Genomic DNA, 24,872 nt, shown 5'->3' on the forward strand with positions numbered 1-24,872 from the left:
CAGCGATTAATACGTCCAGGCCTCAGGAGTTACCTGAGCCAACGCTTTGAATGTAGGTTTGGCGAACCAGTAACCTTGCATCAGAAAAATTCCACAGTCCGCCAGGAAGTCCCGTTCTCCGGCGCTTTCGATCCCTTCGGCAATGACTGTAACGTTAAGCTCCGCACAGATTGTGACAATCCCTCGAACGATAGCCTGACGAACACGATCACGGTCGACATCGCGGATCAGTGCCATGTCGAGTTTGATCAGGTCCGGTTGGAAATCAGCCAGCAGATTGAGCCCCGAGTAGCCCGCGCCGAAATCGTCGATGGCGGTCTTGAAGCCGAATTCGCGGTATTCACGCAGAATATTGGTCAAATGGCGATAGTTATCTATGTGCTGGCTTTCCAGGGTTTCGAAAATCAACCGGTCGATGGGGAAGTTGTATTTTTTCGCTGCTTCCAGCGTGCTGCGAATACACAGCTCCGGGCGGTACACGGCGTTAGGCATGAAGTTGATCGAAAGATGTGTCTGCATCCCCAGATTCGCTGCGCCTTCAATGGCTCGGGTCCGGCAGAGCTGATCGAAGCGGTAGCGGTTGTCCTCGGTGATCTGATCGAGAATCGACAGCGCACCTTCACCCTTTACGCCGCGCACGAGTGCCTCATGGGCGAAAATCGACTGGTCTCGCAAATCGACGATCGGTTGGTAGGCGAAGGCAAAATCGAAGCCCAGTGGCTCGCTTTGCTGACAACCCTGGCACCCGCCCTGAGGCGAGGTCAATGAAGACGGAAATGTAGTCACTCGATCACTCCATGCCGGTGATCCGGCCAAGATCGCATTCTAGCTGGAGGGTCGAGTTATTGCGCCCGACAGAAACGGTAGTACAGTTCCGACTATTGGCTGAGAGAGGAATTCAAGTGGCACAAAAACAGGAAGAGGACGACAAAGTCCGTCTCGATAAATGGTTGTGGGCTGCGCGTTTTTATAAAACACGTGCCTTGGCCAAGGCGGCGATTGAAAGCGGCAAGGTGCATTGCCGGGGCGAGCGCTGCAAGCCGGGCAAGGAGCCGAGGATCGGCGACGAGTTTCAGATTCGCGCAGGGTTCGAGGAGCGCACGGTGGTGGTTCAGGCGCTGTCGATCGTGCGCCGTGGCGCACCAGAGGCTCAGGCGCTCTACGCCGAGACCGAAGCCAGCATCGCCAAGCGCGAGGCGGCTGCGGCCATGCGTAAGGCCGGTGCACTGGGCGTGAGCACCGATGGCAAGCCGAGCAAGAAGCAGCGACGGGATTTGTTCAAGTTTCGTGGAAGCAGCAACGACGAGTAAGTCAGTTGCTTCTGTGTAGCCTGTGAAGCAGCCTTCGCGAGCAAGCTCGCTCCCACAGGTATTTGCGCAGTCCTTGTGGGAGCGAACTTGCTCGCGATCGAGTGCGAAGCACTCGCCAGGCGTGCCTGACTAGTCAGATGCTACGCACCACCCACCACCCACCACCCACCACCCACCACCGCATCGAAGGGACGCAGACTTGTAATTGCCCAAACGTGTAGCCATATCGGGTTAATCGCCAGCAGCGCGTTGGATGGGTGAAAGCGCCACTCGTCGAAAACCACACACAGCCTCTGACCCGTAGGCCATAACCAGATGGCCAGTACGACAGGGCACAAAATTGCATAAGGCCAACCGGCGGAGTTTCCACCTTGCTTGGAACAAACCCGGATTGTTCATAAAATGCCTCTCACGGCTGAACATCGCGCACCAAAATGGTGCCGCAGAGGCGCAATTTCTCGCTGTTTGAAATCATCTTGTCATTACTTCAGATACCCAGACCTATGACCGATTTACCGGATACCGACTACACCCAACGCTTCATCTTCGATGACAGCGACACCCGCGGCGAACTGGTCGGGTTGGAGCGTAGCTACGCCGAAGTCCTCGCTAAACACCCGTACCCGGAGCCGGTTGCGCAACTGCTCGGCGAGCTGATGGCAGCGGCGTCGTTGTTGGTCGGCACGTTGAAATTCGATGGCTTGCTGATTCTCCAGGCCCGTTCCGAAGGTCCGATCCCGCTGCTGATGATCGAGTGCTCCAGCGAGCGCGAAATCCGTGGCCTGGCCCGATATGAAGCCGACCAGATCGCCCCCGACGCGACCCTCGCCGACCTGATGCCCAACGGCGTATTGGCGTTGACCGTCGACCCGACCCAGGGCCAGCGTTACCAGGGCATCGTCGACCTCGATGGCGAAACCCTGTCGGAGTGCTTCACTAACTACTTCGTGATGTCCCAACAAGTCGGTACGCGTTTCTGGTTGTACGCCGATGGTCGTCGCGCCCGTGGCCTGTTGCTGCAGCAACTGCCTGCTGATCGATTGAAAGACGAAGAAGAACGCGCCGCCAGCTGGCAGCACATCACTGCGCTGGGCAGCACCCTGACCGCCGATGAATTGCTGAGCCTGGACAACGAAACCATCCTCCATCGTCTCTACCACGAAGAGCAGGTTCGTCTGTTCGATGTGCAGAAACTGCGCTTCCGTTGCAGCTGCTCGCGCGAACGTTCTGCCAATGCGCTGGTCAGTTTGGGTCTGGAAGATGCCCAGTCACTCGTGATCGAACACGGTGGCAATATTGAAATTGACTGTCAGTTTTGCAACGAGCGCTACCTGTTCGACGCTGCCGACATCGCTCAATTATTCGCTGGAGCGGGCGTCGATACGCCGTCAGATACCCGTCACTAAAACGGTTCAGCGCAGGTAAATTCACTGGTTTGTGCCGGAATAACGCCGTTCTGACGGGAGGGCCCTACTATTTTTGGGCTTTTCTGGCATAATCCGGCCCACTTTTTGTCGCGGTAGTAGTGCACGACTTTCTACTACAAAACGTTTGGAGCACACTCGGCCACTGGCCGACGGGGAATCTCATGACGCAAGCCAATAACGCCGTGTACACCGATCTGAGTGTTGATGATCTGGTAAAAGAAGCTCTGAGTCGCGGTGAGGGCGAGCTTGCCGATACCGGCGCGCTGACTGTTCGCACCGGTCACCGCACCGGCCGCTCGCCAGTCGATCGTTTCATCGTTGACGAGCCGTCCACCTCGGCTTCCATCGCCTGGGGCCCGATCAACCGCAAGTTCCCGGCCGACAAGTTCGATGCCCTGTGGGACCGCGTTGAAGCGTTCAACAACGCGCAAGAGCACTTCGTTTCCCACGTACATGTAGGTGCGTCCGAAGACCACTACCTGGCCGTGAAGATGACCACCCAGACTGCCTGGCAGAACCTGTTCGGTCGTTGCCTTTTCATCAACCCGGAAAAGTACAACCCGGCTGGCCGTGATGAGTGGCAAGTGCTCAACGTTGCCAACTTCGAATGCGTGCCAGAGCGTGACGGCACCAACTCCGACGGTTGCGTGATCCTCAACTTCGCTCAAAAGAAAGTGCTGATCGCCGGCATGCGTTACGCCGGTGAAATGAAGAAAGCCATGTTCTCGGTGCAGAACTACCTGCTGCCGGCTGCCGACGTACTGCCAATGCACTGCGCCGCCAACATCGGCGAAGCGGGCGACGTGACCCTGTTCTTCGGTCTGTCCGGCACCGGCAAAACCACCCTGTCCGCCGATGAAAGCCGTTACCTGATCGGTGACGACGAGCACGGCTGGGGTGAAGGCGTTGTCTTCAACATCGAAGGCGGCTGCTACGCCAAGTGCATCGACCTGTCCGAGAAGAACGAGCCGGTCATCTGGAAAGCCATCAAGCACGGCGCAGTCCTGGAAAACGTCGTTATCGATGACGCCAAGCACGCCGATTACGCTGATGTCAGCCTGACCCAGAACAGCCGCGCCGCCTACCCGCTGGAGCACGTTGCCAAGCGTTCCGAGAAAAACCTCGGTGGCGAGCCAAACGCTGTGATCTTCCTGACCTGCGACCTGACCGGCGTGCTGCCGCCAGTGTCGATCCTCAGCGAAGAACAAGCGGCCTACCACTTCCTGTCCGGCTACACCGCACTGGTGGGCTCGACCGAAATGGGTTCCGGCAGCGGCATCAAGTCGACTTTCTCCACCTGCTTCGGCGCACCGTTCTTCCCGCGTCCGGCTGGCGAATACGCAGAGTTGCTGATCAAGCGCATCCGCGGCTTCGGCTCCAAGGTCTACCTGGTCAACACCGGCTGGACCGGCGGTGGCTACGGCGTCGGCAAACGCTTCAACATCCCGACCACTCGCGGCGTGATCGCAGCGATCCAGAGCGGCGCGTTGATCGGTGCTGAAACCGAACACCTCGACACCATCAACCTCGACGTGCCACTGGCCGTACCGGGCGTTGAAACTGGCCTGTTGAACCCACGTAACACTTGGGCTGACAAGGCTGCTTACGATGAAGCCGCTAAAGCATTGGCTGGATTGTTTGTTGAGAACTTCAAGAAGTTTGAAGTGAGCGACGCGATCAAGGCTGCTGGGCCGAAGTTGTAAGATTCGGTTTGATGTAATGAGAAAGCCGCCCTTTGGGGCGGCTTTTTTGTGGGCGCTCGGTTTAAACCGTCAAACGCACAACTGCCAATATTCCATCTGAATTGCCGCTAAACGACCAGAATAATGGCACTTACGCGTTCGGCGAGATGCCTTCCAATTCCTGTGTATCCCACCGTTGCAACTTGATCGCTTGGTAAATCATTCCGATAGTCAGCGGGACCTTGTCGCCACGCCCCTTGGCTCTGCGCTTGAGAAACACATCAAACCCTTCCGGTTGAAAGTAGCGATAGGCGTCGTAGTCGATGAAGTCGATGGCGAATTGTTCTTCCAATGCTTCCAGCAGGTTTCGCGCATCGATGCCGTCGCAGCCGAGGTCGAAGTTGATTGAGGTGGTGAGGCTGATGGTTTTGCGTTCGGGCAGGCCTAGCTCTTCGTGCAGCAGCTGCATGAGCAGATGCATGGTGTGGTCGTCGGGGAAGTTGGGGGCGAGGTTCATTGCGGATTTATCCGATACCGGGGGCAGAAACGGTCAATTCAGTAGTGGTGGCATATTCAACTGATCCCCAATGCAACGTTCGAAAATAACTTCGAGGCCACGGTAGTCGCAGGTTACCGCATCAATGTTCGCGGGAATCCATGCGCTGTCTTTGATCAGCCACCAATCAACTGCAAACCCTGCATTGATGATGATCTGCTCAAACAAGATTCGTTGAGCCCGACCGTTACCTTCGCGAAAAGGGTGAATTACGTTTAAATCACCATACGTTTCAGCAACCTTGACGACGAGTTCCGCTTTACTGGCGCCTACGAACCAAGCAGCACTTTCCATAACCCGAAAAATTTTCTCGGCTTCAGGGGCGATTCGGTCTGCTGTGCAGAAAAGTGTGTCTCCTTTCTGGATATTCACTGTCCTCAATAGTCCCGCCCATTCGTAGACATCGGAAAACAAGGATTTATGAATATGCTGTAAAAGGCTGAGGTCGTACGGAGGGGGGAGGAGGCGGAATTTGCTGACGGCGATTTCTGAGAGTTCTCGCTCTGCTTTTTGTAGTTGCTCTTCATCATGAATGTTGAGCAGGTTACGCAGAACGTCGCTGCCAGGGTAGCAATAGGGGTCTTGGCCGACCCCGTATTTATCCACCATTAACGTGGATTCTGACGATATTTATTGAGTACCGACTCCCGCGATGGGAGCGGTTTTTCAGCATCGGCACGCGAAGTGTCGAAGCCTTCAAGACGCAAGCTCGCCAAGTAATTTGAACGGCGCACCTTGTCGTAATAATCCTGTTTTTGCTGAAAAGTCAGTTCGCTCATGACATCTGCCTCTTTGTGCAATGCCCAAGTGTAGCTCAAACGATCTGGTTGATAGACCGGTATTTTTGATGCTTCGCGGAGGATGATCGTTCCCAGGTTGAGCGTGGCAACGTCTTCAACGTATCAACATGGAATTCGCGGGAAAGCCGTCGCCCACCCCGTACGATCTCGTCCATCTGTTGCACGCTTTCCAAGTTCATCAAAAAACTTGCTCATGGTTACCCCTGTGTTTGATGACGACTTTCAACGCTTTGCGTTCATCTGATCGTCCCACGCTCTGCGTGGTAACGCATCCCGTGACGCTCTGCGTCACAGTGGTTGCGGAGCGCCCCTTGAGGCATTCCCACGCAGAGCGTGGGAACGATCTTCGCTCGGCGTCAGGTTGGTGCTTTCCAGCCCATCATGCGTTGTTGGGCGACTTTCAGTAGGTCGCAGCCGTCCTGAGTCAACAGGTAGAGGGCGTGGGTGATATGCGGTATGTCTTCCACGTCACCGTTTTTGAAGCATTGGCAATGTAGGGTTTTGAGTAGGTCGCTGGAAGCGCGGATGCGCTGGAGGGCGGCTTCGAGGATGTCTTGCGGATTGGCCTCTGTGTCGATGATCAGGGGCGGGGAGTCGGTGAGGTTTGTTTCGAGTGGGCGGTAGCGGCTTGGAAACGGATTGAATGTGGTCACTGAAGAACACCTCTAATTAATTGGGAATGTGCGCTCTCTTTGTCGGGTGACCAAGCCCGAGTCGCTGAATTAGCAGCGACAGCCCGACTATAGGTGTGAGCAGCCGGGTGGCGATAGACGACAAAGAGTCCCCGCTTGTAGGAACGGGCCGAACCTCGGCTAGGCCCTTTCTATAGGAGTTTTCCGTGACGCAATTTCTCGCGTTTTTCCGCAATCAGCTTGGCCGAACCCCGCTCCCATCAATTCAACGAATATGCTGATACGAAGCAACATCCAGCAGGCCAGTGGTCAGCCCGGTCGCTGGCGCGTAGATCGTGCCTTTCACTGCCGAGAACTTGACCCCGTTGCTGCCCAGCGAAACATATCGCTCGCCTTGGTCCAGCTCGGTGAAGTAGGTGTATGAGCACTTTTCCATCGCTTTGTATTTCACAGCGGCGCTGGCCATGGCGTTGTGGTGGTTCTGCAGGTCCGCCGAGGTCAGGTTGAGGTTTTTGTCCAGCGGCACGCCCCAACGTTTCAGGCACGCTTCGGCAAAGTGGCGGACGATCAGGCCGGGTTCGGCCAGCGCTTTAGGGCCGCTGACACCGTCTGCTGCGGCGTTGCCAACCAGCGTGCCATGGCGGCCGGGCATCGGGTAAATGTGGGTTCGGGTGCCGGTGGCCGTTTGTGGGATGACGCAGCTGAAGCCTTTGGAGCGCTCGTTCCGAGCGTAGAAGCCGACGTATTCTTTTACGTTGGTATTCAGTTTTACTTTGTCTTCCTGAAAGTTGCCGATGCCCGGTACCGGATCAATCGCAAAGATATTGACCGGGATGTTCTTCAGCGCGCTGTCCTTGAACATGGCATTGGCCAGCATATGGCAACTAATACCGCCGCGGCTCCAGCCTACCAAGTTGACCTTTGTTGGAATTACGCCGTCCTTGCGAAACGTTTTAATGATTTGTTCTTGCAACTTCTGCTGGGTCACGCTGCGGTCGCCGTAGTTATATTTACGCCACAGCCAGGAGCCTTCGACGATCACGTCTTCGATTGGAATGCCTGCAGCCTTCAGGCGGTTGTATTCGGTCTCGGTCAGTTTTTCACGTTGCCAGTCACACTGGCCTTTGATGATGTTGATGGCGTGCTTTACGTTCTCCTCCCAGCCCTTGCCGAACAACGTGCCGCTCAGGCCGTAGTCCTTGGATTTGGTGAACAGCTCATCAGCTTGCAGGTTGCTGGTGCCAGGGCCGTCAATGACGATCCATTCGGCAAACTCTCGGCCAGCATGATGGGAGGCCAGTGCCGAAACCAGTTCGCCGTTCCAGTAAGTTGAATTTTGGTTGTCGAATTTAGTCGAGCCGGTACCGCAAAAGAAAATAGTCAATGTAGTCATTGTTGTGCTCTTGTTTGGTTTAAGAGCGTGCAGACTAGTTTGAGTTATTTAAATAATGAAGTGGTTAGTTGTTGCCGGGGTTGTAGTGTGTATTTGAAGTTTTAGTGTTCTATTCTTTGTTTGGCAACTTCCAGGAGCTCGCAACCATCCTGCGTTAGTAAATAAAGCGCATTCACTATATGAGGGATGTCTTTAACGTCGGCCTGTTTGAAGCACAGGCAATAAAGCGTTTCGAGCAAATCGCTGGCTGCGCGCAGGCGTTGGTGCGCTGCGTCGAGGACGGCACCGGTGCTGGCCGTGGTGTCGATGACGAGGACGGGCGTTTCGCTGTAGCTGGTTTTGAGTGGACGGTAGCGGTCTTGCATTTAGGTCAGTCCTGTAGGAAGTCGGGCAGTCTCGCTGGCAGGTCGACACCCTGTTTCAGCCGCGCCCGCAAACTATAGAAGGGCACGGCGCCGCGCGGCAATACAGCTTCGATGGACAGGTTTTGTAGGGGTTTTACCTGCCTTTTCGGACCGAACCTACGCGTTTCCCGAGGTTTTTTACGCCTAAACCCCTAGACGGCAAATTTCCTACGGGTTTGTCAGGCGCAACGCATCAAACCTCTGTATGGTGCGCGCCAGAATCAGTAGGACGTTTCGAAACGTCCGTCCAACGCTTAAAGGGAATTAAGTATGCAATGGCTACGTATGGCCTCGATTTTGTTGCTGTGGGCCGGGATTTGTCGCGCAGCAGGTGCTGCTGATGCCGGTAACTCGATGGTCCTGGCCAATATGGACCGCACCGGTTGGCCGGATGCGCTGACCAGTCAGGCGAGCATGGACACCGCTTTCCGTGCTGAAGTGCTTATGTTCGGCAAGGCATTGCTGGCCAGCGAAGCGCTGGACGAACAGAGCCTGAAACAACAACTGGGCGTGCAGGATGTGAAGCTCAAGTCGGTCAGGCAGGTGCGTGACGGGCTGTGGGACCGGCTGCTGACCACCTACCGCAGCGCCAGCCAGAACTGCGACGGCGATCCCTTCTGCCCCCGCGTGCGAAGCGTCGCTGATTTGCGTCAGTTGGCGGCGGCTTTCACTGGCGAAATCAGTCCGGCCCATGCTGTGTGGGCGAGCAAGAGCCGGGTGTTTCAGGAGCAGGTGTTGAACGAGCAGCTCCGGGTGGCCGTGATGGCGCCGTAGCCATCTACCCCGCGGTCGTCAGGATGTTCGCCAAGCCTGTTGGGCTGAACACTCCAGAGAGTCGCATGTAGCGAGCAACGGTGGCTCTCCGGGAAGCCCATCGCAGCCACTCAGCAGCAAGGATGTCAGGATCAGGGCGATTGCATAAAACAGTTTGTGAGGCATGGTCGTTCCTTGTTCAAGTGCCGCGCTCATCAGGCGTCCTGCCGTGATGTGAAGTGCGCGGACAGTGGTTGTGCGAGGCGACCTTAACGTCAGATTGAGCGGCACCGTGAGGAACAAAGTGTTTCGTTTGTTTCATCCTGTGGCAAAGGACCTTGGGTCGAGGCTGTATCATCCCGTATCGTTTTGGTCCCCGACCTTTTCTCGACTCGCTGCGTTTGCCGGCTAGGCTTTGGGCTTCGCAGCGGTCAACGGAGTGACAGCTTATGCACAACACCCTGGAACAGGTTTTCGGTTATCCACAGTTTCGGCCCGGCCAGGAAGCGGCGGTCAGCGCGGTGTTGGCCGGGCGTTCGGCCGCGGCGATTTTCCCCACCGGCTCGGGCAAGTCCCTTTGTTATCAATTGCCAGCCTTGCTGCTGCCGCACCTGACGCTGGTGGTCTCGCCGCTGCTGGCGTTGATGCAGGATCAACTGGCGTTCCTGCAGCGCCACGGCATTGCGGCGGGCAGTATCGATTCGGCCCAGAGCCGCGATGACGCCAGTGACGTGATGGCTCGGGCCAAGTCTGGCGAGCTGAAGATCTTGATGATTTCCGTGGAGCGCCTGAAGAACGAGCGTTTCCGCAATTTCTTGCAGCAGGTGCCGATCTCGTTGCTGGTGGTGGACGAGGCGCACTGCATCTCGGAGTGGGGCCACAATTTCCGTCCTGACTACCTCAAGCTCCCCGACTATCAGCGCCAGTTCAACATCCCTCAGGCGCTGCTGCTGACCGCCACCGCGACACCCAAGGTGATCGCCGACATGGAGGCCAAGTTCGCCATCGCCCCCGACGATGTGGTGACCACCGGTTTCTACCGGCCGAACCTCAATCTGTTGGTCGAGCCGGTGCGCGGGCAGGACAAACGCCGACGCCTTGTCGAATGGATGAGCCAGCGTCCCGACCAGCCGAGCATTGTCTACGTCACCCTGCAGAAAACCGCCGAGCACATTGCCGAACATCTGGTCCGCAACGGCATTCAGGCCGAGGCTTATCACGCCGGTCTGCCCCACGAACAACGCGAAGCCATCCAGCGCCGGTTCATGGGCGGGCAGTCCAATTGCATCGTTGCCACCATCGCCTTCGGCATGGGCATCGACAAAAGCGACATCCGCAACGTGGTGCATTTCGACCTGCCCAAATCCATCGAAAACTACAGCCAGGAAATCGGCCGCGCCGGGCGTGACGGGCAGCCGTCCGACTGCCTGGTATTGGCCAACCGCGACAGTCTCAACGTGCTGGAAAACTTCGTCTACGGCGATACGCCTGAGCTGGATGGCATCCGCTATGTGCTCGACGAGTTGCAAGCCGCCGCGCCCGAGGGGCAGTGGGAATTTCTGTTGGGGCCGTTGGCGGACCAAAGCAACATCCGCCAATTGCCACTCAAGACTTTACTGGTGCAATTGGAGCTGCGCGGAATCATTGCGCCGCGTTACGCCTATTACGCCGAATATCGCTTCAAGTACTTGCAGGAGCCCGAGGCTTTGCTGGCCCGTTTCGAGGGTGAGCGCAAGGACTTCGTCGCGGCGATCATCCAGACATCGAACCGTGCGCGGACCTGGGCCACGGTGAATTTCGACGCGCTGTATGAGCAGCATCAGGCCGAGCGTAATCGCGTGGTGAAGGCGCTGGATTATTTCCAGGAAAAGGGCTGGGTCGAGCTCGAAAGCAAGCAGATGACCGAGGTCTACAGCCTGTTGCAAACGGACTTCAACAGCCAGGCCCTGAGCGCCGAGCTACACGCCTATTTCACCCGGCACGAGCGCACCGAGATCGCGCGGATTCACGCGATGCTGGATTTGTTCGCCACGGACCATTGCCTGGGTTATCGCCTGGCCGAGTACTTCGGCGATGAAAATGCGCCGCAGCAGTGCGGGCATTGTTCGGTGTGTCACGGGGATGTGGCGCGGTTGCCGACGCCACCGGAATTACCGGCGCTTGTGGATAAAAACTTCGAGGCGTTGTGCGGTGATTTTATCCACAGGCATGAGCAGCACACCGGCAACGTTCCGTCGGCGGAACGCGTGACGCGGTTTTTATGCGGCATCGGCGTTCCGCTGTTCACCAAGCTCAAGGCACGGTCGATTCCCGGGTTTGCGGCGCTGGAGGATTATCCGTATGCCGAAGTCCGGACGTGGGCCGAGGCGCATTTGCCGGCGTAGATCCATCCGCTGAATGTTGCTCATCACAGGAATAAATTTCAAAAGTTCGCGGTGGCTGACTATGGTGAAGGCTGTCTTTGGATCGCCAACAAGAGAACAACTATGAGCCAGACAACGTTCAATATTCAGCGCGCCGCCGTCATTGGCGCAGGCACCATGGGCCGTGGCATTGTCATGTGTCTGGCCAACGCCGGCGTCCCGGTGCAGTGGGTCGATAACAATCCACAGATGCTTGAGCAGGCGCTGGCTACCGTGGCGGACACCTACGCACACAACGTGCGTCAGGGACGGATCGATCAGGCCGAGGCGGACGCTCGCATTGCGCGGGTAATGGCGGCTGCTGACTACGCGGCAATCCGCGATGTCGATCTGGTCATCGAAGCGGTGTACGAAAACCTCGAGCTCAAGCAGAAAATCTTCCGTGAACTGGACGATCTGCTCAAACCTGAAGCGATCCTGGCCAGTAATACCTCGGCGCTGGATATTGATGCCATCGCCTCGGTCACTCGCCGTCCGCAACAGGTCCTGGGCCTGCACTTCTTCAGCCCGGCGCACATCATGAAACTGCTGGAAATCGTTCGTGGTGCCGAGACTTCACCTGCGGTGCTTGAGGCCGCTCTGGCACTGGGCAAGCGCATGGACAAAGTCAGCGTGGTGTCGGGCAACTGCCATGGGTTCATCGGCAACCGCATGCTGCATCCGTATGTGCTCGAAGCGCGCAAGATGCTGCTCGAAGGCGCTTATCCCTATCAGGTCGATGCGGCACTGCAAGGTTTTGGCTTCGCCATGGGGCCGTTCCGCATGTACGACGTGGTCGGCATCGATCTGGAGTGGCGCGCTCGGCAGTTGGCCGGCATAGGGCAGGATGCGCCTGAGGTTCAGGTGGACAATCGTCTGTGCGAATTGGGTCGTTTCGGCCAGAAGAGTGGCAATGGCTATTACCACTATGAGTCGGGCAGTCGCCAGGCTGAGCACGATGTTGAAGTCGATGCGCTGGTGCTGAAGGTTAGCGAAGGGTTGGGCTTCCAGCGTCGCGAGATCGGGCCTGAGGAGATTCTGGAGCGCTGCTTGCTGGCACTGGTCAACGAGGGAGCGAAGATTCTTCAGGAAGGGATTGCCGAATCGGCGCACGACATCGATCTGGTGTACCTCAACGGTTATGGCTTCCCGGCGGACAAGGGTGGGCCGATGGCCTGGGCGGACCAGCAGGGATTGGCGGATATTCATCTGAGATTGTTGCAGCTGGAAACCAAGCAGGGTGATCAGTGGAAACCGGCTCGGTTGATCGGGGAGCTGGCGGCGGTGGGTAAAGGGTTTGCGGATCGGTAGACTTCACCGACTCGATCGCTCCCGCGCGCCGCGTGGGAATGCCTCATCCAGACGAGAGCCGCCCATGAATCAACGCACCGACTACCCCCACTTCCAACCCATCACCACCCGCTGGCACGACAACGACGCCTATGGTCACGTCAATAACGTTACCTATTACAGCTTCTTCGATACAGCGGTGAACACCTACCTGATCGAAGTCGGCGGCCTGGATATCCATGACGGCGAAGTGGTGGGCTTTGTGGTGAGTTCGGCCTGCGATTACTTCGCCTCCATTGCCTTCCCTGACCGGATAGAAATCGGTTTGCGGGTGGGCAAATTGGGCAACAGTTCGGTGCAATACGAATTGGCGGTGTTCAAGGCCGGGGAAGACGAAGCCTGCGCGGCAGGGCGCTTTGTGCATGTGTTTGTGGATCGGGCCTCTAATCAGCCGGTGGCGATTCCTGCCGGGATGCGCGGGGCGTTGCAGCGGTTGGTGGTTTGACGGGCAAAAAAAATCGCAGCCCTTGGGCTGCGATTTTTTGATCTACCGGTAAACGAGGTGATTCAACCTCAGTCGCGATAGCGATGTTTGTGCTTGCGATGCCCGTAATGGTGGCCGCGATCATGACGGCCTCCACGGTAGTAGCGACGATCATCATGGCCACCACGATAGGAACGACGATCATTATCATCGTCATCGCTCTTGTTGCCCATGTAGTTACCCAGCGCGCCACCGGCGCCGCCGCCTGCTGCGGAGCCGATCAGGCTGCCGGTGGTGCCGCCCATGCTGCGGCCGACCACGTTACCGCCTGCTGCGCCCAACGCACCGCCAATGGCTGCTTCGCCACGGCTGCGTTTGTCTGCGCCAACTGCGCTACCACCCGCGCCGCCCAGGGCCGCGCCAATGGTGGAACCTGTACTGCCGCCTAGTGACTGACCGACGACCGAGCCCAAAACCCCGCCCAATGCGCCGCCCACACCTGCTTCGGTGGTGCCGCCGGCAGAAGCGAAGCCACTGACCAGGCCAAGGGACAACAAGAGAATCGAGGAGAACTTCATAGAGGAACCTCAAGGGGATGACGGCGCGATCCTGAGGCTGTGTCATGGTCGTGACAATCGAAATCCGACGAGTAACACGACTTGAGCACATTTCTATAAGTTACTGTTTTTTAGCCGGAACTTAAGTATTTTTCGCCGGTCTTTAGCTACTTCGGATAGGCCGTTTTCATGCAAAAACGGCCTTTTTTGTGGGCGTTAGGAAAGTGATTGATCCGGAAGATTCGCTGGATATGCTTCCGTCATCGCGAGCTTGCTCGCGATGGGGCCAAAACAGGCAATACGTTAAGCCGACTTCGCCATAATCAACCCGGTTTCACTCGCCGCTTCCAACCGGATCGCCACAAACTTCGATGTCGGCGTATGGCTGCCATCCCCGATGCTTTCCAGCGGCACCAGCGGATTCACTTCCGGATAGTAAGCCGCCGCTTGCCCGGCAGGGATATCAAACGCCAGCAGCGTAAAGCCCTTCACCCGACGCTCACGGCCATCATCCCAGATCGAAACGATGTCAGCCTTCTGCCCCGGCTTGAACCCCAGGCGAATGATGTCGGCTTCATTGACGAACAACACATCACGCTGACCTTTTACGCCGCGATAGCGGTCATCAAGCCCATAAATCGTGGTGTTGTACTGATCGTGAGAGCGCATCGACTGCATGATCAGGTCCGGCAATACGCCGGTGGCGCGAGTGCGTTCATGCACCAGATCTTTAGGCAGGACGTTCGGACGGAAATTGGCGCGCCCCGACGCGGTATTCCAGCGGCGAGCACCGGCGCTGTTACCGAGGTAGAACCCGCCCGGGTTCTGGATCTTCTCGTTGAAGTCCTTGAAACCCGCAATGGTGTCGGCGATCAGGTCGCGGATGCGCCGGTAATCGGCCACCAGCCAGTTCCAGTCCACCGGTTTGCTGCCCAGGGTCGCGGCGGCGATGCCGGCAATGATCGACGGCTCGGAGCGCATCTGGTTCGACAGCGGCTGCAACTGGCCGTTGGAGGCGTGAACCATGCTGAACGAGTCTTCGACGGTCACCGCTTGCGGGCCTTCGGTCTGGATATCGATGTCGGTGCGGCCCAGGCACGGCAGGATCAACGCGTCTTTACCGTGCGCCAAATGGCTGCGGTTGAGCTTGGTGCTGATTTGCACGGTCAGGTCGCAGTTGCTCAGGGCCTGGAAGGTCCGGGAGCTGTCCGGGGTGGCTTGGGCGAAGTTGCCGCCCAGACCGATAAAGACTTTCGCGCGGCCGTCGGCCATGGCATGGATCGCCTCGACCACGTTGTGACCGTTTTCACGCGGCACCTTGAACTTGAAGCGACGCTCCAGGGAGTCGAGGAACGCCACCGGCGGACGCTCGTTGATGCCCATGGTCCGGTCGCCCTGCACGTTACTGTGGCCGCGCACCGGGCACAGGCCGGCGCCGGGTCGGCCGATGTTGCCGCGCAGCAACATCAGGTTGGCGATTTCCTGGATGGTCGCCACCGAATGGCGATGCTGTGTGATGCCCATCGCCCAGCACATGATCACGTTCTTGCCTTTGGCGTACATCCGCGCCGCTTGCTCGATTTCAACCAGCGTCAGTCCGGATTGCTCGACGATCTGCTCCCACGAGGTGTCGTCGACGATGCCCAGGTATTCCAGCACGTTGACACTGTGTTCATTGAGGAAGTCGTGGTCGAATATGGCAGGCTCGCCCGCCTTCTGTGCGTCACGCTCCCACTGCAGCAGGAACTTGGCCATGCCGCGCATGATCGCCATGTCGCCGCCCAGTGCCGGACGGAAGTACGCGGTGTTGGTCGGCTTGTCGCCGTTGGTGAGCATTTCGATCGGGTGTTGCGGGTGCTGGAAGCGTTCCAGGCCGCGCTCTTTCAACGGGTTGATGCATACCACCTGAGCGCCGCGTTTCACCGCTTCGCGCAACGGTTCGAGCATCCGTGGGTGGTTGGTACCAGGGTTCTGACCCCAGACAAAAATCGCGTCGGCGTGTTCGAAGTCGTCGAAGGTGACGGTGCCTTTGCCGACGCCGACACTTTGCGACATGGCCACACCACTGGCCTCGTGGCACATGTTCGAGCAATCGGGGAAGTTATTGGTGCCATAGGCACGCACGAACAATTGATACAGGTACGCCGCTTCGTTGCTGGCGCGGCCCGAGGTGTAGAACTCGGCCTGATCCGGGCTCGACAGGCCCTGCAAATGTTTGGCGATCAAGGAGAACGCCGCTTCCCAGCTGATCGGCTTGTAGCGATCGGTTTCGGCGTCATAGCTTAGGGGCTCGGTCAGACGCCCCTGATATTCCAGCCAATAGTCGCTCTGTTCCAGCAACGAACTGACGCTGTGTTTGGCAAAGAACGCACCGTCGACACGGCGTTTGGTCGCTTCCCAGTTCACCGCTTTGGCGCCGTTCTCGCAGAACGCCACCATGCCGGCTTCGTTGGAGTCGCCCCAAGCGCAGCCGGGGCAGTCGAACCCGCCGTTCTTGTTGGTCTTGAGCATCATGCGCAGGTTTTTCAGCGCGTTGTCGCTGGTCAACCAGGCCCGGGCAACGCTGGCCAGCGCGCCCCAGCCACCGGCCGGGCCTTTGTAGGGCTTATAACGCGGAACGGGTTTCTGGTCGGCTTGACGATGTTGACTCACGCTTGGTTCTCCGTCGCAGGGCTGTAGACCCGCGGCGCACTTTTCTGCGGCAGGTGGATGAGATTGAGGTTGTGACGACGGGCCCATTGCACGGCAAGGCCCGTGGGCGACGACAGGCTGACTAGGGTCTGGATGCCTGCGCGCAACACTTTCTGGATCAATTCGAGACTGCAACGGCTGGTGACAATAGCCAGCCCGCCGGTGGTCGGGATCTTCTGGCGAATCAGCCCGCCGATCAGCTTGTCGAGTGCGTTGTGTCGGCCGATGTCTTCGCGGCCCATCAGCAATTGACCCTGACTGTTCATAAACACGGCGGCGTGCACCGCGCCGGAGTACTGGCCAAGAGGCTGGAACGCACCGATGCGCTGACGCAAACCATCGAGCCATTCGGCGGGTGGCAAGGGGGCGCCGGGCAGGATCTGGAGGTCTGGCAATGCCTGCTCCACCGCTTCCACACCGCAGAGTCCGCAACCGCTGGTTCCAGCCATTTGCCGACGCTGTTGCTTGAGGTTCCAGAAGGCGCGGTTGGCAATGGTCACTTGCGCGTATTGCGCTGATCCCGAGCCGCTGAGTTGCAGGTCATAAATGTCGGAAGCGTCTTCGATGATGCCGCTGCCGAGGCTGAAACCGACGATGAAGTCTTCAAGGTCCGTCGGCGTCACCAACATGACCGCCTGACTGATGCCGTTATAAGCGATCGCCAACGCGACTTCTTCGGCCAGCGCGGTGCTGGCTGATTCGGTGTCTTGAAGGTCGCAGTAACTGTACGTCTGGCTTGCGGCGGGCGCTGGCGTTTCGAGGGCTGGCGCCGCGCAGACAGGGTGCTTGGCGTTCATGAGGCATCACCGACGGTTTAGGCTGCTTTAAGCCTAGGCGCGTCAACTTGTCGCGTCTAATCGCTAATACTGATCTACCGATAGATGGCGTCGATCAAGAGCTCGGCAGCGATTGCTGAAGAATCGCGAAACAGGCTTCCGCGAGCGCCGAACGCGGGGCGCTGCGACGCATGATCAGCCCCAGCCGGGCGAGGGTTTGAGCATTTTCGATGGGTTGCAGGCGCAAATGATCGGTGAGTTTTTCCAGGCCTCCGTCCAGCGGCATCACGGCGCAGCAAAATCCGCCGTGCACTGCTTGTAACAATTGGTGGACGGCATCGGTTTGTAGCAACGGCTGCGGGGTGAGGCCGCGACTGTGAAAGTTGTGGTCGATGGACTGCCGAAAATGCATGCCGCTGGTGAGCATGCCCAGCGGCAGTTCGATCAGGGACTCCCAGCTCAGCGGCGCCTCGCCGAAACTGAAGAAGCGCTGATCGTAGAGCAGGCCCATGCGGGTTTCGCTGAACGCCAGGGAATCGAAGCGTTCGCCGTCCAGTCGCTCCAGGTAGGAAACGCCGAGGTCCAGGCGATTGTTCGCCAGTTGTTCCAGGATTTGTTCAGAACTCAGGGCCGAGAGTTCGAAGCGCAAGTTCGGGTGTTCGGCGTGCAAGCGTTGCATCAGCGGCAGTGGATCGAAGCTCGACAGCGGCACCACGCCCAGACGCAACGTACCGACCAGATTGCCGCGACAGGCAGCCGCCTCGGCCTGCAAGCCGTCGTAGGCCGCCAGCACGGTGCGCGCCCACGCCAGCACCCGTTCACCCGGTGCGGTGAAACCTTCGAAGCGTTGACCGCGATTGACCAGCGGCAACTCGAGTTCTTCTTCGAGGCTGCGCAAGCGCATGGAGAGGGTCGGCTGAGTGATGTGACAACGCGCAGCGGCCTGGCCGAAATGCCGGGTTTCGTCGAGGGCGATGAGGAATTTCAGTTGCTTGATGTCCATCTTCGCTCCAGGGCGCGGGAAGGTTCGGATTCTAGCGCTTGGGGGGAAGCGGCGTCATTGGTCGGGTTGGAACCGCAAGTAACAGCCTTGGTCTAGGCTTTTGCGTCTGGAACCCAAAACCCAAGGAGAATGCACCATGAGTATTTTTAGCTTTGTGAAAGAAGCAGGCGAAAAACTTATCGATCTGCTGACGCCAGGCAACGCCAATGCCAGCGAGCAGTTGAAGGAACACATCAGCAAGGTCGGCCTGGGTAACCCGAATGTACAGGCGACGGTGGATGGCGACAAAGTCACCGTGACCGGCGAAGTCGGTAGTCAGGAAGAGAAGGAAAAAATCCTGCTGGCGGTGGGCAATATTGCCGGTGTCGGTAGTGTGGATGACCAGATCACCGTGACCGGGCCGGTGGTGAAGGCGGCGACATTTGTCACGGTCGTGAAGGGCGACACCCTCAGCGCGATTTCCTTGCGCGTGTATGGCGATGCCAACAAGTATCAAAAAATCTTCGAGGCCAACAAACCGATGCTCAAGGACGTGAACAAGATTTATCCGGGGCAGTCGTTGCGGATTCCTGAGTAACATCTGAAATCGCCATCGCGGGCAAGCCTTGCTCCTACAGGTCCGTGTCGTACGCACTTTTTGTGAACGACACGGACCTGTAGGAGCAAGGCTTGCCCGCGATGCAGGCGACGCGGTCTTAAAGCCCGGCAATCAACTCCCGATAATCCCCCACAGCCGCAAACTCGGCCGTGTCCTTCGGACCTTTACGGCTGTCCGGCTCACTCACGGCCAACAGATGTGCCACCCCAAAATTCCGCGCGCTGCGCAGGATCGGCAACGTATCGTCGATAAACAGACTGCGCACCGGGTCGAAACCGATGTCCGCCTGCAACGCCTCCCAGAACTGCGGATTCTCCTTGGGGAAACCGTAATCATGCGAGCTGATCAACCGCTCGAAGTACGGCGCCAGTTCGATTCTTTCCAGTTTCAATGACAGCGAATCGCGGTGTGCATTGGTGATCAGCACCACGCGCTTGCCGGCCTGTTTGATGGCGGCCAGAAAGGTGTCCGCATCCGGTCGCAACGCGATCAGGTGCGCGGTTTCCAGTTTCAGTTCGCGCACCGGCAGTTTGAGCTCGGCGCTCCAGAAATCCAGGCAATACCACTGCAACTGGCCGGCGTTGCGTTCGAACAACGGCTGCAACTCCATCTCGGCCATGGCCCGACTCACCCCGTGCAACTCGGCGTAACGCTGGGGCAGGTGCTCCATCCAGAAATGGTTGTCGTAGTGCAGGTCCAGCAGCGTGCCGTCCATATCCAGCAGAACGGTATCGATGTCGCGCCAGGGCAGCAGGGACATAAAAAACTTCTCCAGCGGTAAAAAAGATATCCGACGTAAACAATCAGGATAGGCCGGGTATAGTAACGCGTTCACGCCAAGGAGCTTTTCATGCGCCAGAAACCCACCATCCTCGCCCGCGAGATCGTCGCCACCAGCCGTTTGTTCTGCGTCGAAGAGCTGAAGTTGCGCTTTTCCAATGGCGTGGAGCGTACGTATGAGCGACTGCTGGGCAAGGGCGCCGGTTATGGCGCGGTGATGATCGTGGCGATGCTGGATGCGGACCACGCGGTGCTGGTTGAAGAGTATTGCGGCGGCACCGATGAATACGAGCTGTCCTTGCCTAAAGGCTTGATCGAGCCGGGCGAGGACGTGCTGGCGGCGGCCGAGCGGGAGCTCAAGGAAGAGGCCGGGTATGGCGCACGGCAACTGGAGCATCTGACAGAGTTGTCGTTGTCGCCCGGTTACATGAGCCAGAAGATCCAGGTGGTGCTGGCCACTGATCTGTACGAAGAAAGCCTTGAAGGCGATGAGCCCGAGCCGATGGGCGTGGACAAAATCAACCTGCGTGAGTTGTCGTCCCTGGCCCAGAACCCGCGATTCACTGAGGGCCGTGCATTGGCAGCACTGTATCTGGCCCGTGATCTACTGACTCAGCGTGGAGTGTTCCAGCCATGATTTTCCCCCATCCGTTGATGGCGCCTGTTGTTGAGTTGGCGCTGAAAGCCGGTGAAGCGATTTTGCCGTTCTGGCGTGCCAACATCGCCGTGACTGCAAAATCCGATGATTCCCCGGTGACGGCCGCCGACATGGCCGCTCACCATGTGATCCTGGCCGGGCTGACGGCGCTGGATCCGAGCATCCCGGTGCTGTCCGAAGAAGACGCCAACATTCCCCTGAGCGTGCGCGCCGGGTGGCAGCGTTGGTGGCTGGTGGACCCGCTGGACGGGACCAAGGAGTTCATCTCCGGTAGCGAAGAATTTACCGTCAACATCGCGCTGATCGAGCAGGGGCGAGTGGTGTTTGGCGTGGTGTCGATGCCGACCAACGGGCGCTTCTACGTCGGTGGTGCGGGTCTGGGTGCGTGGCGTGGCGATAAAGACGCGGCGCCTTCGCCGATTCAGGTTCGCGAGGTTCCTGCTGAGGGTGAAGCGTTTACCGTGGTTGCCAGTCGTCGGCATTCAAGTCCTGAGCAGGAGCGCCTGCTCGCCGGGTTGAGCGACAGTCTGGGTGAATTGCAATTGGCCAATATCGGCAGTTCGTTGAAGTTTTGTTTGCTCGCGGAAGGGGCGGCGGATTGTTACCCGCGGTTGGCGCCGACTTCGCAGTGGGACACGGCGGCGGCGCAAGGCGTGCTGGAAGGGGCGGGCGGTGAGGTGCTGGATTTGAGCGGTGCGCCGTTTAGTTATCCGGCGCGGGAGTCGTTGTTGAATGAGTTTTTCCTGGCGCTGCCGGCGAAGGCTGCGTGGCGAGAAAAACTGTTGGCGTTGGCGCGGGCGTAAAGATCCAAAGATCGCAGCCTCGTTTCACTCGACAGCTCCTACAGGGGGGACGCGTTTCTCTGTAGGAGCTGTCGAGTGAAACGAGGCTGCGATCTTTTGCTTAGCGGTGGAGTACGTACTGCCCAGTAAACTTCACGGCATCGTCATTACTGTCCGTATTGACGATCCGCGAATGCAGAGTCAACCGCGCTCTCCCATACCGCTTATACATCGCCAAAAACTTCTTCCACATCGCCGCACTCGGCGCATGGCAAATCGCTGTCGCGTCCATGGTCACCGGCAGCGGATAGCTGATCTGTCCTTCCTGAATCACGATGTGCCCTCCTTCAACCCCTTCTTCACGCAATCGCAGGTGCAACCAGCCCCAACCGGCCAGCACCGCGCCGCAATAAAGGCTGCCGCCGAACATGGTGCTTTTATGATTGACGTTGGCCTCCAGCGGCAAGTGCAGGCGCAGTTGCTGGTCGTGCCAGTCGAGCACTTTGAGGCCCATGTCCCGTGTAAGGGGAATGTCGCGATGGAGGACTGATTCCAGATGACGGCTGTCGCGGCTCATGCACGGATCTCTTTTTTGAAGATGATGGTTTGACGGTAGCTCAATCGGATTCGTCGGTGTGGCTGGTACCACCGTCGGCGAAGTTCAGCCCGTGTTTGCGCAGTTTGTCATGCAAGGTCTTGCGTGGGATGCCAAGGGCTTCGGCGAGGCTGCGCACCGAGCTGTGAGAACGCGCCAGTTCGGCGGCGATCAAACTCTTTTCGAAGTTTTCCACTTGTTCGCTGAGACCGCCGCTGACCACGTCGACCGTCATGCCGACAGCGCCTTCCGCTGCGCTGTTGTCCAGGGCAAGCTCCAGGCCCAAGGCAAAGCGTTCGGCGGCGTTCTGCAATTCCCGCACGTTACCCGGCCAGGTGTGGCGCAGCAGCAAGGCGCGTTGTCCCGGTTGCAACTCGTGGGGTGGCAGGCCGTGACGAGCGCTGGCTTCATCGGCGAAATGCTGGAACAGCATCAGTGCATCTTCGCCGCGCTCGCGCAGTGGCGGAATACGCAGTGGTGCGACGTTCAGGCGGTAATACAAGTCGGCACGGAAGCGGCCCTGATCGGCGGATTGACGCAGGTCTTCCTTGGTCGCAGCGATGATGCGGATGTCCAACGGGATCAGCTGATTGCCGCCCAAGCGCTCGACCACCCGCTCTTGCAGCAAGCGCAGCAATTTCACCTGCACATCCAGGCTCATGCTTTCGATTTCATCGAGGAACAATGTGCCGCCATTGGCGAATTCGAACTTGCCGATGCGACGCTTTTGCGCGCCGGTAAAAGCGCCTGGCTCATGACCGAACAGCTCGCTTTCGACCACCGACTCGGCCAGGGCGCCGGCATTGATCGCCACGAACGGACCGTTTCGACGGCTCGACAGATCGTGCAATGCACGTGCGACAACTTCTTTGCCGGCGCCGGTTTCGCCAAGGATCAGCACATCGGCCTTGGTCGCCGCCAATGCACCGATCTGCTCGCGCAGGCGCAGCATCGGCGCCGATTGCCCGACCAGTCGGGTGCTCAGTTCATTGCGATCGCTCAGGGCCAGGCGCAGGCTGCGGTTGTCCAGTACCAGCCGGCGCAGGGCCAGGGCGCGGCGCACGCTGTCGAGCAAGGCGTCGCTGGCAAAGGGTTTTTCCAGAAAGTCATAAGCCCCGGCGCGCATGGCTTGCACGGCCAGCGGCACATCGCCGTGACCGGTAATCAGTAGCACCGGCAGTTCCGGATCCTGGGCATGCAGTTCAGTCAGCAATTCGAGACCGTCCATGCCCGGCATGCGGATGTCACTGACCACCACGCCGGGCCAGTCACGCTCCAGTTGCGCGGCCAGGCCTTTGGCTTCGGCCAGTGGCAGGATTTTCAGGCCGGCGAGGTCCAGAGTCTGGCTCAGGGCCTGACGCAGGTGCGGATCGTCGTCGATCAGCACGACCTGGATGCGGTTGTCGATGGTCATGCACTTCGGTCCTCGGACGGTTGCAGGCTCACACCCGGTGCGCCTGCACGCAACTTCAGGGTAATCAGGGCGCCACCTTCCTTGTGGTTGGCGAACGACAGTTCACCACCGAAGGCACGCATCAGGGTTTCGCAAATCGCCAGCCCTAACCCAAGCCCCTGAGTGCGGGTCTTGGTGGTGTAGAAAGGCTCGCTGGCGCGGCCAAGTGCCTCCAGGCAGAACCCGGGGCCATTGTCGCGAATGTACAGATTGACGCCGTCGGCAGTGGATTGGGCACTCAACCAGAGCTTACGCGGCGGGCCTTTTTCCGTCAGGGCGTCCAGGGCGTTGGCCAGCAGATTGCCGAGTACCTGGCGCAGACGGGTTTCCCCGGCCTCGACCCACAGGGTGGCGGCCGGCAAGTCGCGGATCAGCTCGACTTCCATGCTGCGTCGACGCTTGGCCAGCAGTGCCAGCGCATCGTCCAGCGCCGGTTGCAGGGCGACGCTTTCCGGGGCGTGGCGATCGCGCCGGGCGAAGGCGCGCAGGTGGGCGATGATCGAGGCCATGCGCCCGGTCAGTTCGCTGATCAGCTTGAGGTTGCCGCGCGCATCGTCGGTGCGCTGATGATCGAGCAGCACTTCGGCGTTTTCTGCGTAGCTGCGGATCGCCGCCAGCGGTTGATTCAATTCGTGGCTGATGCTCGCCGACATGGTGCCAAGGGCTGACAGTTTGCCGGCCTGCACCAGATCATCCTGAGCGCGAACCAGCTCTTGCTGGGCCTGTTCACGTTCCAGTACTTCCTGTTTCAGTCGACGGTTGAGGCCTTCGAGGTCGCTGGTCCGCTCGGCTACCCGGCCTTCCAGTTCGCGACGGGCCTTGGCTTCGAAGGCGATTCGTTCGAGGTAATGCCGGCGGCGCTGCATCATCAGACCCAGCAGCAACATCAACACCAACAATGTCGCGCCGCCGATGGCGACGACCGTGCGTACCGGGCGATCGATCAAAGTGCGTGGGGCGAGGATGCTGACGTTCCAACCGGTTTCTGCGATTGGCTGGGTTTGTGTCAGCCAGGCGTTGGGGTTGAGCCGCAATGGTTTGGGATCGCGGGTCGGATAAGGTTGAATCGCGGTGATTGCCTTTCTTTCGTCTTCGCCCAACGGACGGGTCGAGCGGAATCGCCACTCGGGCCGCGACGTGAGAATGACCACGCCGTTATGGTCGGTCAGCAGCAGTTGTTCCGGGGTTTTGCCCCAGAGGCTTTCGGTGTGGTCCAGGTCGACCTTGACCACCAGCACGCCGATGATCTTTTCGCCGTTACGCACGGCGGCGGCGAAGAAATAGCCGCGCTTGGCCGATGTCGTGCCCAAACCGAAAAAACGCCCAAGCCGCCCGGCCATGGCTTCGCTGAAATACGGCCGGAAGGAAAAATTACGCCCGACGAAACTGTCGTGTTTGTCCCAGTTGGACGCGGCCAGGGTCTTGCCCGTGGTGTCCATCAGGTACATGACTTCGGCGCCGGTCTGGGCGCTGATGTTTTTCAACAAGCGATTGGCGTTGCCCTGGGTGACGCCATCGTCGGGCGCGCCGAGGACGGCTCGCAGGGCCGGCAGATCGCCGAGGATCTGCGGCAACACTTCATAACGGTGCAGGGTGCCCAGCAGGTTGGCGACGTAAAGGTCGAGGGTCTGACGGTTCTGCCCGGCCAGTTCGCTGCGGTAGTAACGCTCGGCCAGATGCTCCAGCGGCCACAGCAACGGCGCCAGGCACAGCGCGAGCAGGGCCAGGCTGCGCCAGCGGGGTCTGCGGGGAAGGGTCGGAGTCATGAGCATCGGGCGCCTGTGGGTACAGGCGCATTATGCCTAGGCTTGCGGGCGCAGTCTGCGCGCCGTGGGTCAGGCACGCC

The 24,872-nt window shown here is 58.8% G+C and carries 25 protein-coding genes and 2 pseudogenes; 10 read left to right on the plus strand and 17 right to left on the minus strand.

Going from position 1 to position 24,872, the window contains the following annotated elements:
• Positions 1 to 6: 6 nt before the first annotated feature.
• Positions 7 to 786: a S6 modification regulatory phosphodiesterase RimA gene (rimA, locus tag ACA079_RS01145; RefSeq protein WP_497702299.1), complete on the minus strand. Its 780-nt coding sequence runs from the start codon at positions 784 to 786 to the stop codon at positions 7 to 9.
• Between the two features lie 116 nt (positions 787 to 902).
• On the opposite strand from rimA, the gene ACA079_RS01150 reads away from it, so the two are divergent.
• Positions 903 to 1,310, plus strand: coding sequence for an RNA-binding S4 domain-containing protein (locus ACA079_RS01150; protein ID WP_253434830.1), 408 nt, complete (start codon positions 903 to 905; stop codon positions 1,308 to 1,310).
• Positions 1,311 to 1,480: 170 nt separating this feature from the next.
• On the opposite strand, the pseudogene ACA079_RS01155 reads toward ACA079_RS01150, so the two are convergent.
• A pseudogene (locus ACA079_RS01155) lies at positions 1,481 to 1,709 on the minus strand (phosphatase PAP2 family protein); the annotation flags it as partial.
• Between the two features lie 104 nt (positions 1,710 to 1,813).
• On the opposite strand from ACA079_RS01155, the gene hslO reads away from it, so the two are divergent.
• Together hslO and ACA079_RS01165 are read left to right on the plus strand one after the other, a co-directional pair.
• Positions 1,814 to 2,716 (plus strand): Hsp33 family molecular chaperone HslO, encoded by a 903-nt coding sequence (gene hslO / locus ACA079_RS01160; RefSeq protein WP_497702300.1) that lies wholly within the window; start codon positions 1,814 to 1,816, stop codon positions 2,714 to 2,716.
• A 182-nt stretch (positions 2,717 to 2,898) separates the two neighbouring features.
• Positions 2,899 to 4,440, plus strand: a complete 1,542-nt coding sequence (locus tag ACA079_RS01165) for a phosphoenolpyruvate carboxykinase (protein WP_497702301.1) — start codon at positions 2,899 to 2,901, stop codon at positions 4,438 to 4,440.
• A 130-nt stretch (positions 4,441 to 4,570) separates the two neighbouring features.
• Here the strand turns inward: ACA079_RS01165 and ACA079_RS01170 are convergent, their stop codons facing one another.
• From ACA079_RS01170 to ACA079_RS01200, 7 genes and pseudogenes are all read right to left on the minus strand, one after another.
• On the minus strand, positions 4,571 to 4,936 hold the full coding sequence (locus ACA079_RS01170) for a DUF1493 family protein (RefSeq protein WP_497702302.1): 366 nt from the start codon (positions 4,934 to 4,936) through the stop codon (positions 4,571 to 4,573).
• Positions 4,937 to 4,969: 33 nt separating this feature from the next.
• Positions 4,970 to 5,584 carry a putative adenosine monophosphate-protein transferase Fic gene (locus ACA079_RS01175; RefSeq protein ID WP_497702303.1) on the minus strand — a complete coding sequence of 205 codons (615 nt, stop codon included), beginning with the start codon at positions 5,582 to 5,584 and terminating at the stop codon, positions 4,970 to 4,972.
• Complete coding sequence (locus ACA079_RS01180) at positions 5,584 to 5,754, minus strand: YhfG family protein (RefSeq protein WP_497702304.1); 171 nt, start codon at positions 5,752 to 5,754, stop codon at positions 5,584 to 5,586. The genes ACA079_RS01175 and ACA079_RS01180 overlap by 1 nt, the downstream gene beginning before the upstream one ends.
• A 113-nt stretch (positions 5,755 to 5,867) precedes the next feature.
• Positions 5,868 to 5,970 (minus strand): annotated as a pseudogene (locus ACA079_RS01185) (transcriptional regulator); the annotation flags it as partial.
• Between the two features lie 161 nt (positions 5,971 to 6,131).
• The gene (locus ACA079_RS01190) at positions 6,132 to 6,428 is read right to left on the minus strand and encodes a hypothetical protein (RefSeq protein WP_497702305.1); all 297 of its coding nucleotides are present in this window, start codon (positions 6,426 to 6,428) and stop codon (positions 6,132 to 6,134) included.
• A gap of 244 nt (positions 6,429 to 6,672) precedes the next feature.
• Positions 6,673 to 7,800, minus strand: coding sequence for a hypothetical protein (locus tag ACA079_RS01195; protein WP_497702306.1), 1,128 nt, complete (start codon positions 7,798 to 7,800; stop codon positions 6,673 to 6,675).
• A gap of 101 nt (positions 7,801 to 7,901) precedes the next feature.
• Entirely contained in the window at positions 7,902 to 8,165 is a 264-nt protein-coding gene (locus tag ACA079_RS01200; RefSeq protein WP_129439404.1) for a hypothetical protein, read from the minus strand.
• Between the two features lie 309 nt (positions 8,166 to 8,474).
• On the opposite strand from ACA079_RS01200, the gene ACA079_RS01205 reads away from it, so the two are divergent.
• The 4 genes from ACA079_RS01205 (at position 8,475) to ACA079_RS01220 (ending at position 13,154) form a co-directional block, all read left to right on the plus strand.
• Complete coding sequence (locus ACA079_RS01205) at positions 8,475 to 8,978, plus strand: polysaccharide deacetylase (protein WP_497702307.1); 504 nt, start codon at positions 8,475 to 8,477, stop codon at positions 8,976 to 8,978.
• Between the two features lie 428 nt (positions 8,979 to 9,406).
• Positions 9,407 to 11,341: a RecQ family ATP-dependent DNA helicase gene (locus ACA079_RS01210; protein WP_497702308.1), complete on the plus strand. Its 1,935-nt coding sequence runs from the start codon at positions 9,407 to 9,409 to the stop codon at positions 11,339 to 11,341.
• A gap of 102 nt (positions 11,342 to 11,443) precedes the next feature.
• On the plus strand, positions 11,444 to 12,670 hold the full coding sequence (locus tag ACA079_RS01215; RefSeq protein ID WP_497702309.1) for a 3-hydroxyacyl-CoA dehydrogenase: 1,227 nt from the start codon (positions 11,444 to 11,446) through the stop codon (positions 12,668 to 12,670).
• A gap of 64 nt (positions 12,671 to 12,734) precedes the next feature.
• Complete coding sequence (locus ACA079_RS01220; protein ID WP_497702310.1) at positions 12,735 to 13,154, plus strand: acyl-CoA thioesterase; 420 nt, start codon at positions 12,735 to 12,737, stop codon at positions 13,152 to 13,154.
• 68 nt (positions 13,155 to 13,222) lie between these two features.
• Here ACA079_RS01220 and ACA079_RS01225 read toward each other — a convergent pair whose 3' ends face one another.
• The 4 genes from ACA079_RS01225 to ACA079_RS01240 all read right to left on the minus strand — a co-directional run bounded on the left by ACA079_RS01225 (position 13,223) and on the right by ACA079_RS01240 (position 18,160).
• Complete coding sequence (locus ACA079_RS01225; protein WP_497702311.1) at positions 13,223 to 13,711, minus strand: glycine zipper domain-containing protein; 489 nt, start codon at positions 13,709 to 13,711, stop codon at positions 13,223 to 13,225.
• 282 nt (positions 13,712 to 13,993) lie between these two features.
• Positions 13,994 to 16,342, minus strand: coding sequence for an FdhF/YdeP family oxidoreductase (locus ACA079_RS01230; RefSeq protein WP_497702312.1), 2,349 nt, complete (start codon positions 16,340 to 16,342; stop codon positions 13,994 to 13,996).
• Complete coding sequence (fdhD, locus tag ACA079_RS01235; RefSeq protein ID WP_497702313.1) at positions 16,339 to 17,178, minus strand: formate dehydrogenase accessory sulfurtransferase FdhD; 840 nt, start codon at positions 17,176 to 17,178, stop codon at positions 16,339 to 16,341. Before fdhD ends, ACA079_RS01230 begins: the two co-directional genes overlap by 4 nt.
• Positions 17,179 to 17,272: 94 nt before the next feature.
• Positions 17,273 to 18,160 carry a LysR family transcriptional regulator gene (locus tag ACA079_RS01240; RefSeq protein WP_283189635.1) on the minus strand — a complete coding sequence of 296 codons (888 nt, stop codon included), beginning with the start codon at positions 18,158 to 18,160 and terminating at the stop codon, positions 17,273 to 17,275.
• A gap of 136 nt (positions 18,161 to 18,296) precedes the next feature.
• Between ACA079_RS01240 and lysM the strand changes: the two genes are divergently transcribed.
• A complete protein-coding gene (gene lysM, locus ACA079_RS01245; protein ID WP_017335932.1) occupies positions 18,297 to 18,737 on the plus strand; it encodes a peptidoglycan-binding protein LysM in 441 nt (146 codons plus the stop codon).
• A 118-nt stretch (positions 18,738 to 18,855) separates the two neighbouring features.
• Here lysM and yrfG read toward each other — a convergent pair whose 3' ends face one another.
• Positions 18,856 to 19,518 carry a GMP/IMP nucleotidase gene (yrfG, locus tag ACA079_RS01250; RefSeq protein ID WP_497702314.1) on the minus strand — a complete coding sequence of 221 codons (663 nt, stop codon included), beginning with the start codon at positions 19,516 to 19,518 and terminating at the stop codon, positions 18,856 to 18,858.
• A 90-nt stretch (positions 19,519 to 19,608) separates the two neighbouring features.
• Between yrfG and nudE the strand changes: the two genes are divergently transcribed.
• Both nudE and cysQ read left to right on the plus strand, forming a co-directional pair.
• On the plus strand, positions 19,609 to 20,175 hold the full coding sequence (gene nudE / locus ACA079_RS01255; RefSeq protein WP_497702315.1) for an ADP compounds hydrolase NudE: 567 nt from the start codon (positions 19,609 to 19,611) through the stop codon (positions 20,173 to 20,175).
• Positions 20,172 to 20,999 carry a 3'(2'),5'-bisphosphate nucleotidase CysQ gene (gene cysQ / locus ACA079_RS01260; protein ID WP_497702316.1) on the plus strand — a complete coding sequence of 276 codons (828 nt, stop codon included), beginning with the start codon at positions 20,172 to 20,174 and terminating at the stop codon, positions 20,997 to 20,999. The genes nudE and cysQ overlap by 4 nt, the downstream gene beginning before the upstream one ends.
• Before the next feature lie 100 nt (positions 21,000 to 21,099).
• On the opposite strand, the gene ACA079_RS01265 is transcribed toward cysQ, so the two are convergent.
• The 3 genes from ACA079_RS01265 to ACA079_RS01275 are packed head-to-tail and all read right to left on the minus strand — an operon-like array spanning position 21,100 to position 24,792.
• The gene (locus ACA079_RS01265; protein WP_497702317.1) at positions 21,100 to 21,555 is read right to left on the minus strand and encodes a thioesterase domain-containing protein; all 456 of its coding nucleotides are present in this window, start codon (positions 21,553 to 21,555) and stop codon (positions 21,100 to 21,102) included.
• Between the two features lie 40 nt (positions 21,556 to 21,595).
• On the minus strand, positions 21,596 to 22,987 hold the full coding sequence (locus ACA079_RS01270; RefSeq protein ID WP_497702318.1) for a sigma-54-dependent transcriptional regulator: 1,392 nt from the start codon (positions 22,985 to 22,987) through the stop codon (positions 21,596 to 21,598).
• Entirely contained in the window at positions 22,984 to 24,792 is a 1,809-nt protein-coding gene (locus ACA079_RS01275) for a sensor histidine kinase (protein ID WP_497702319.1), read from the minus strand. Before ACA079_RS01275 ends, ACA079_RS01270 begins: the two co-directional genes overlap by 4 nt.
• Positions 24,793 to 24,872 lie beyond the last annotated feature (80 nt).

This window comes from Pseudomonas sp. LBUM1645 (assembly GCF_059716185.1).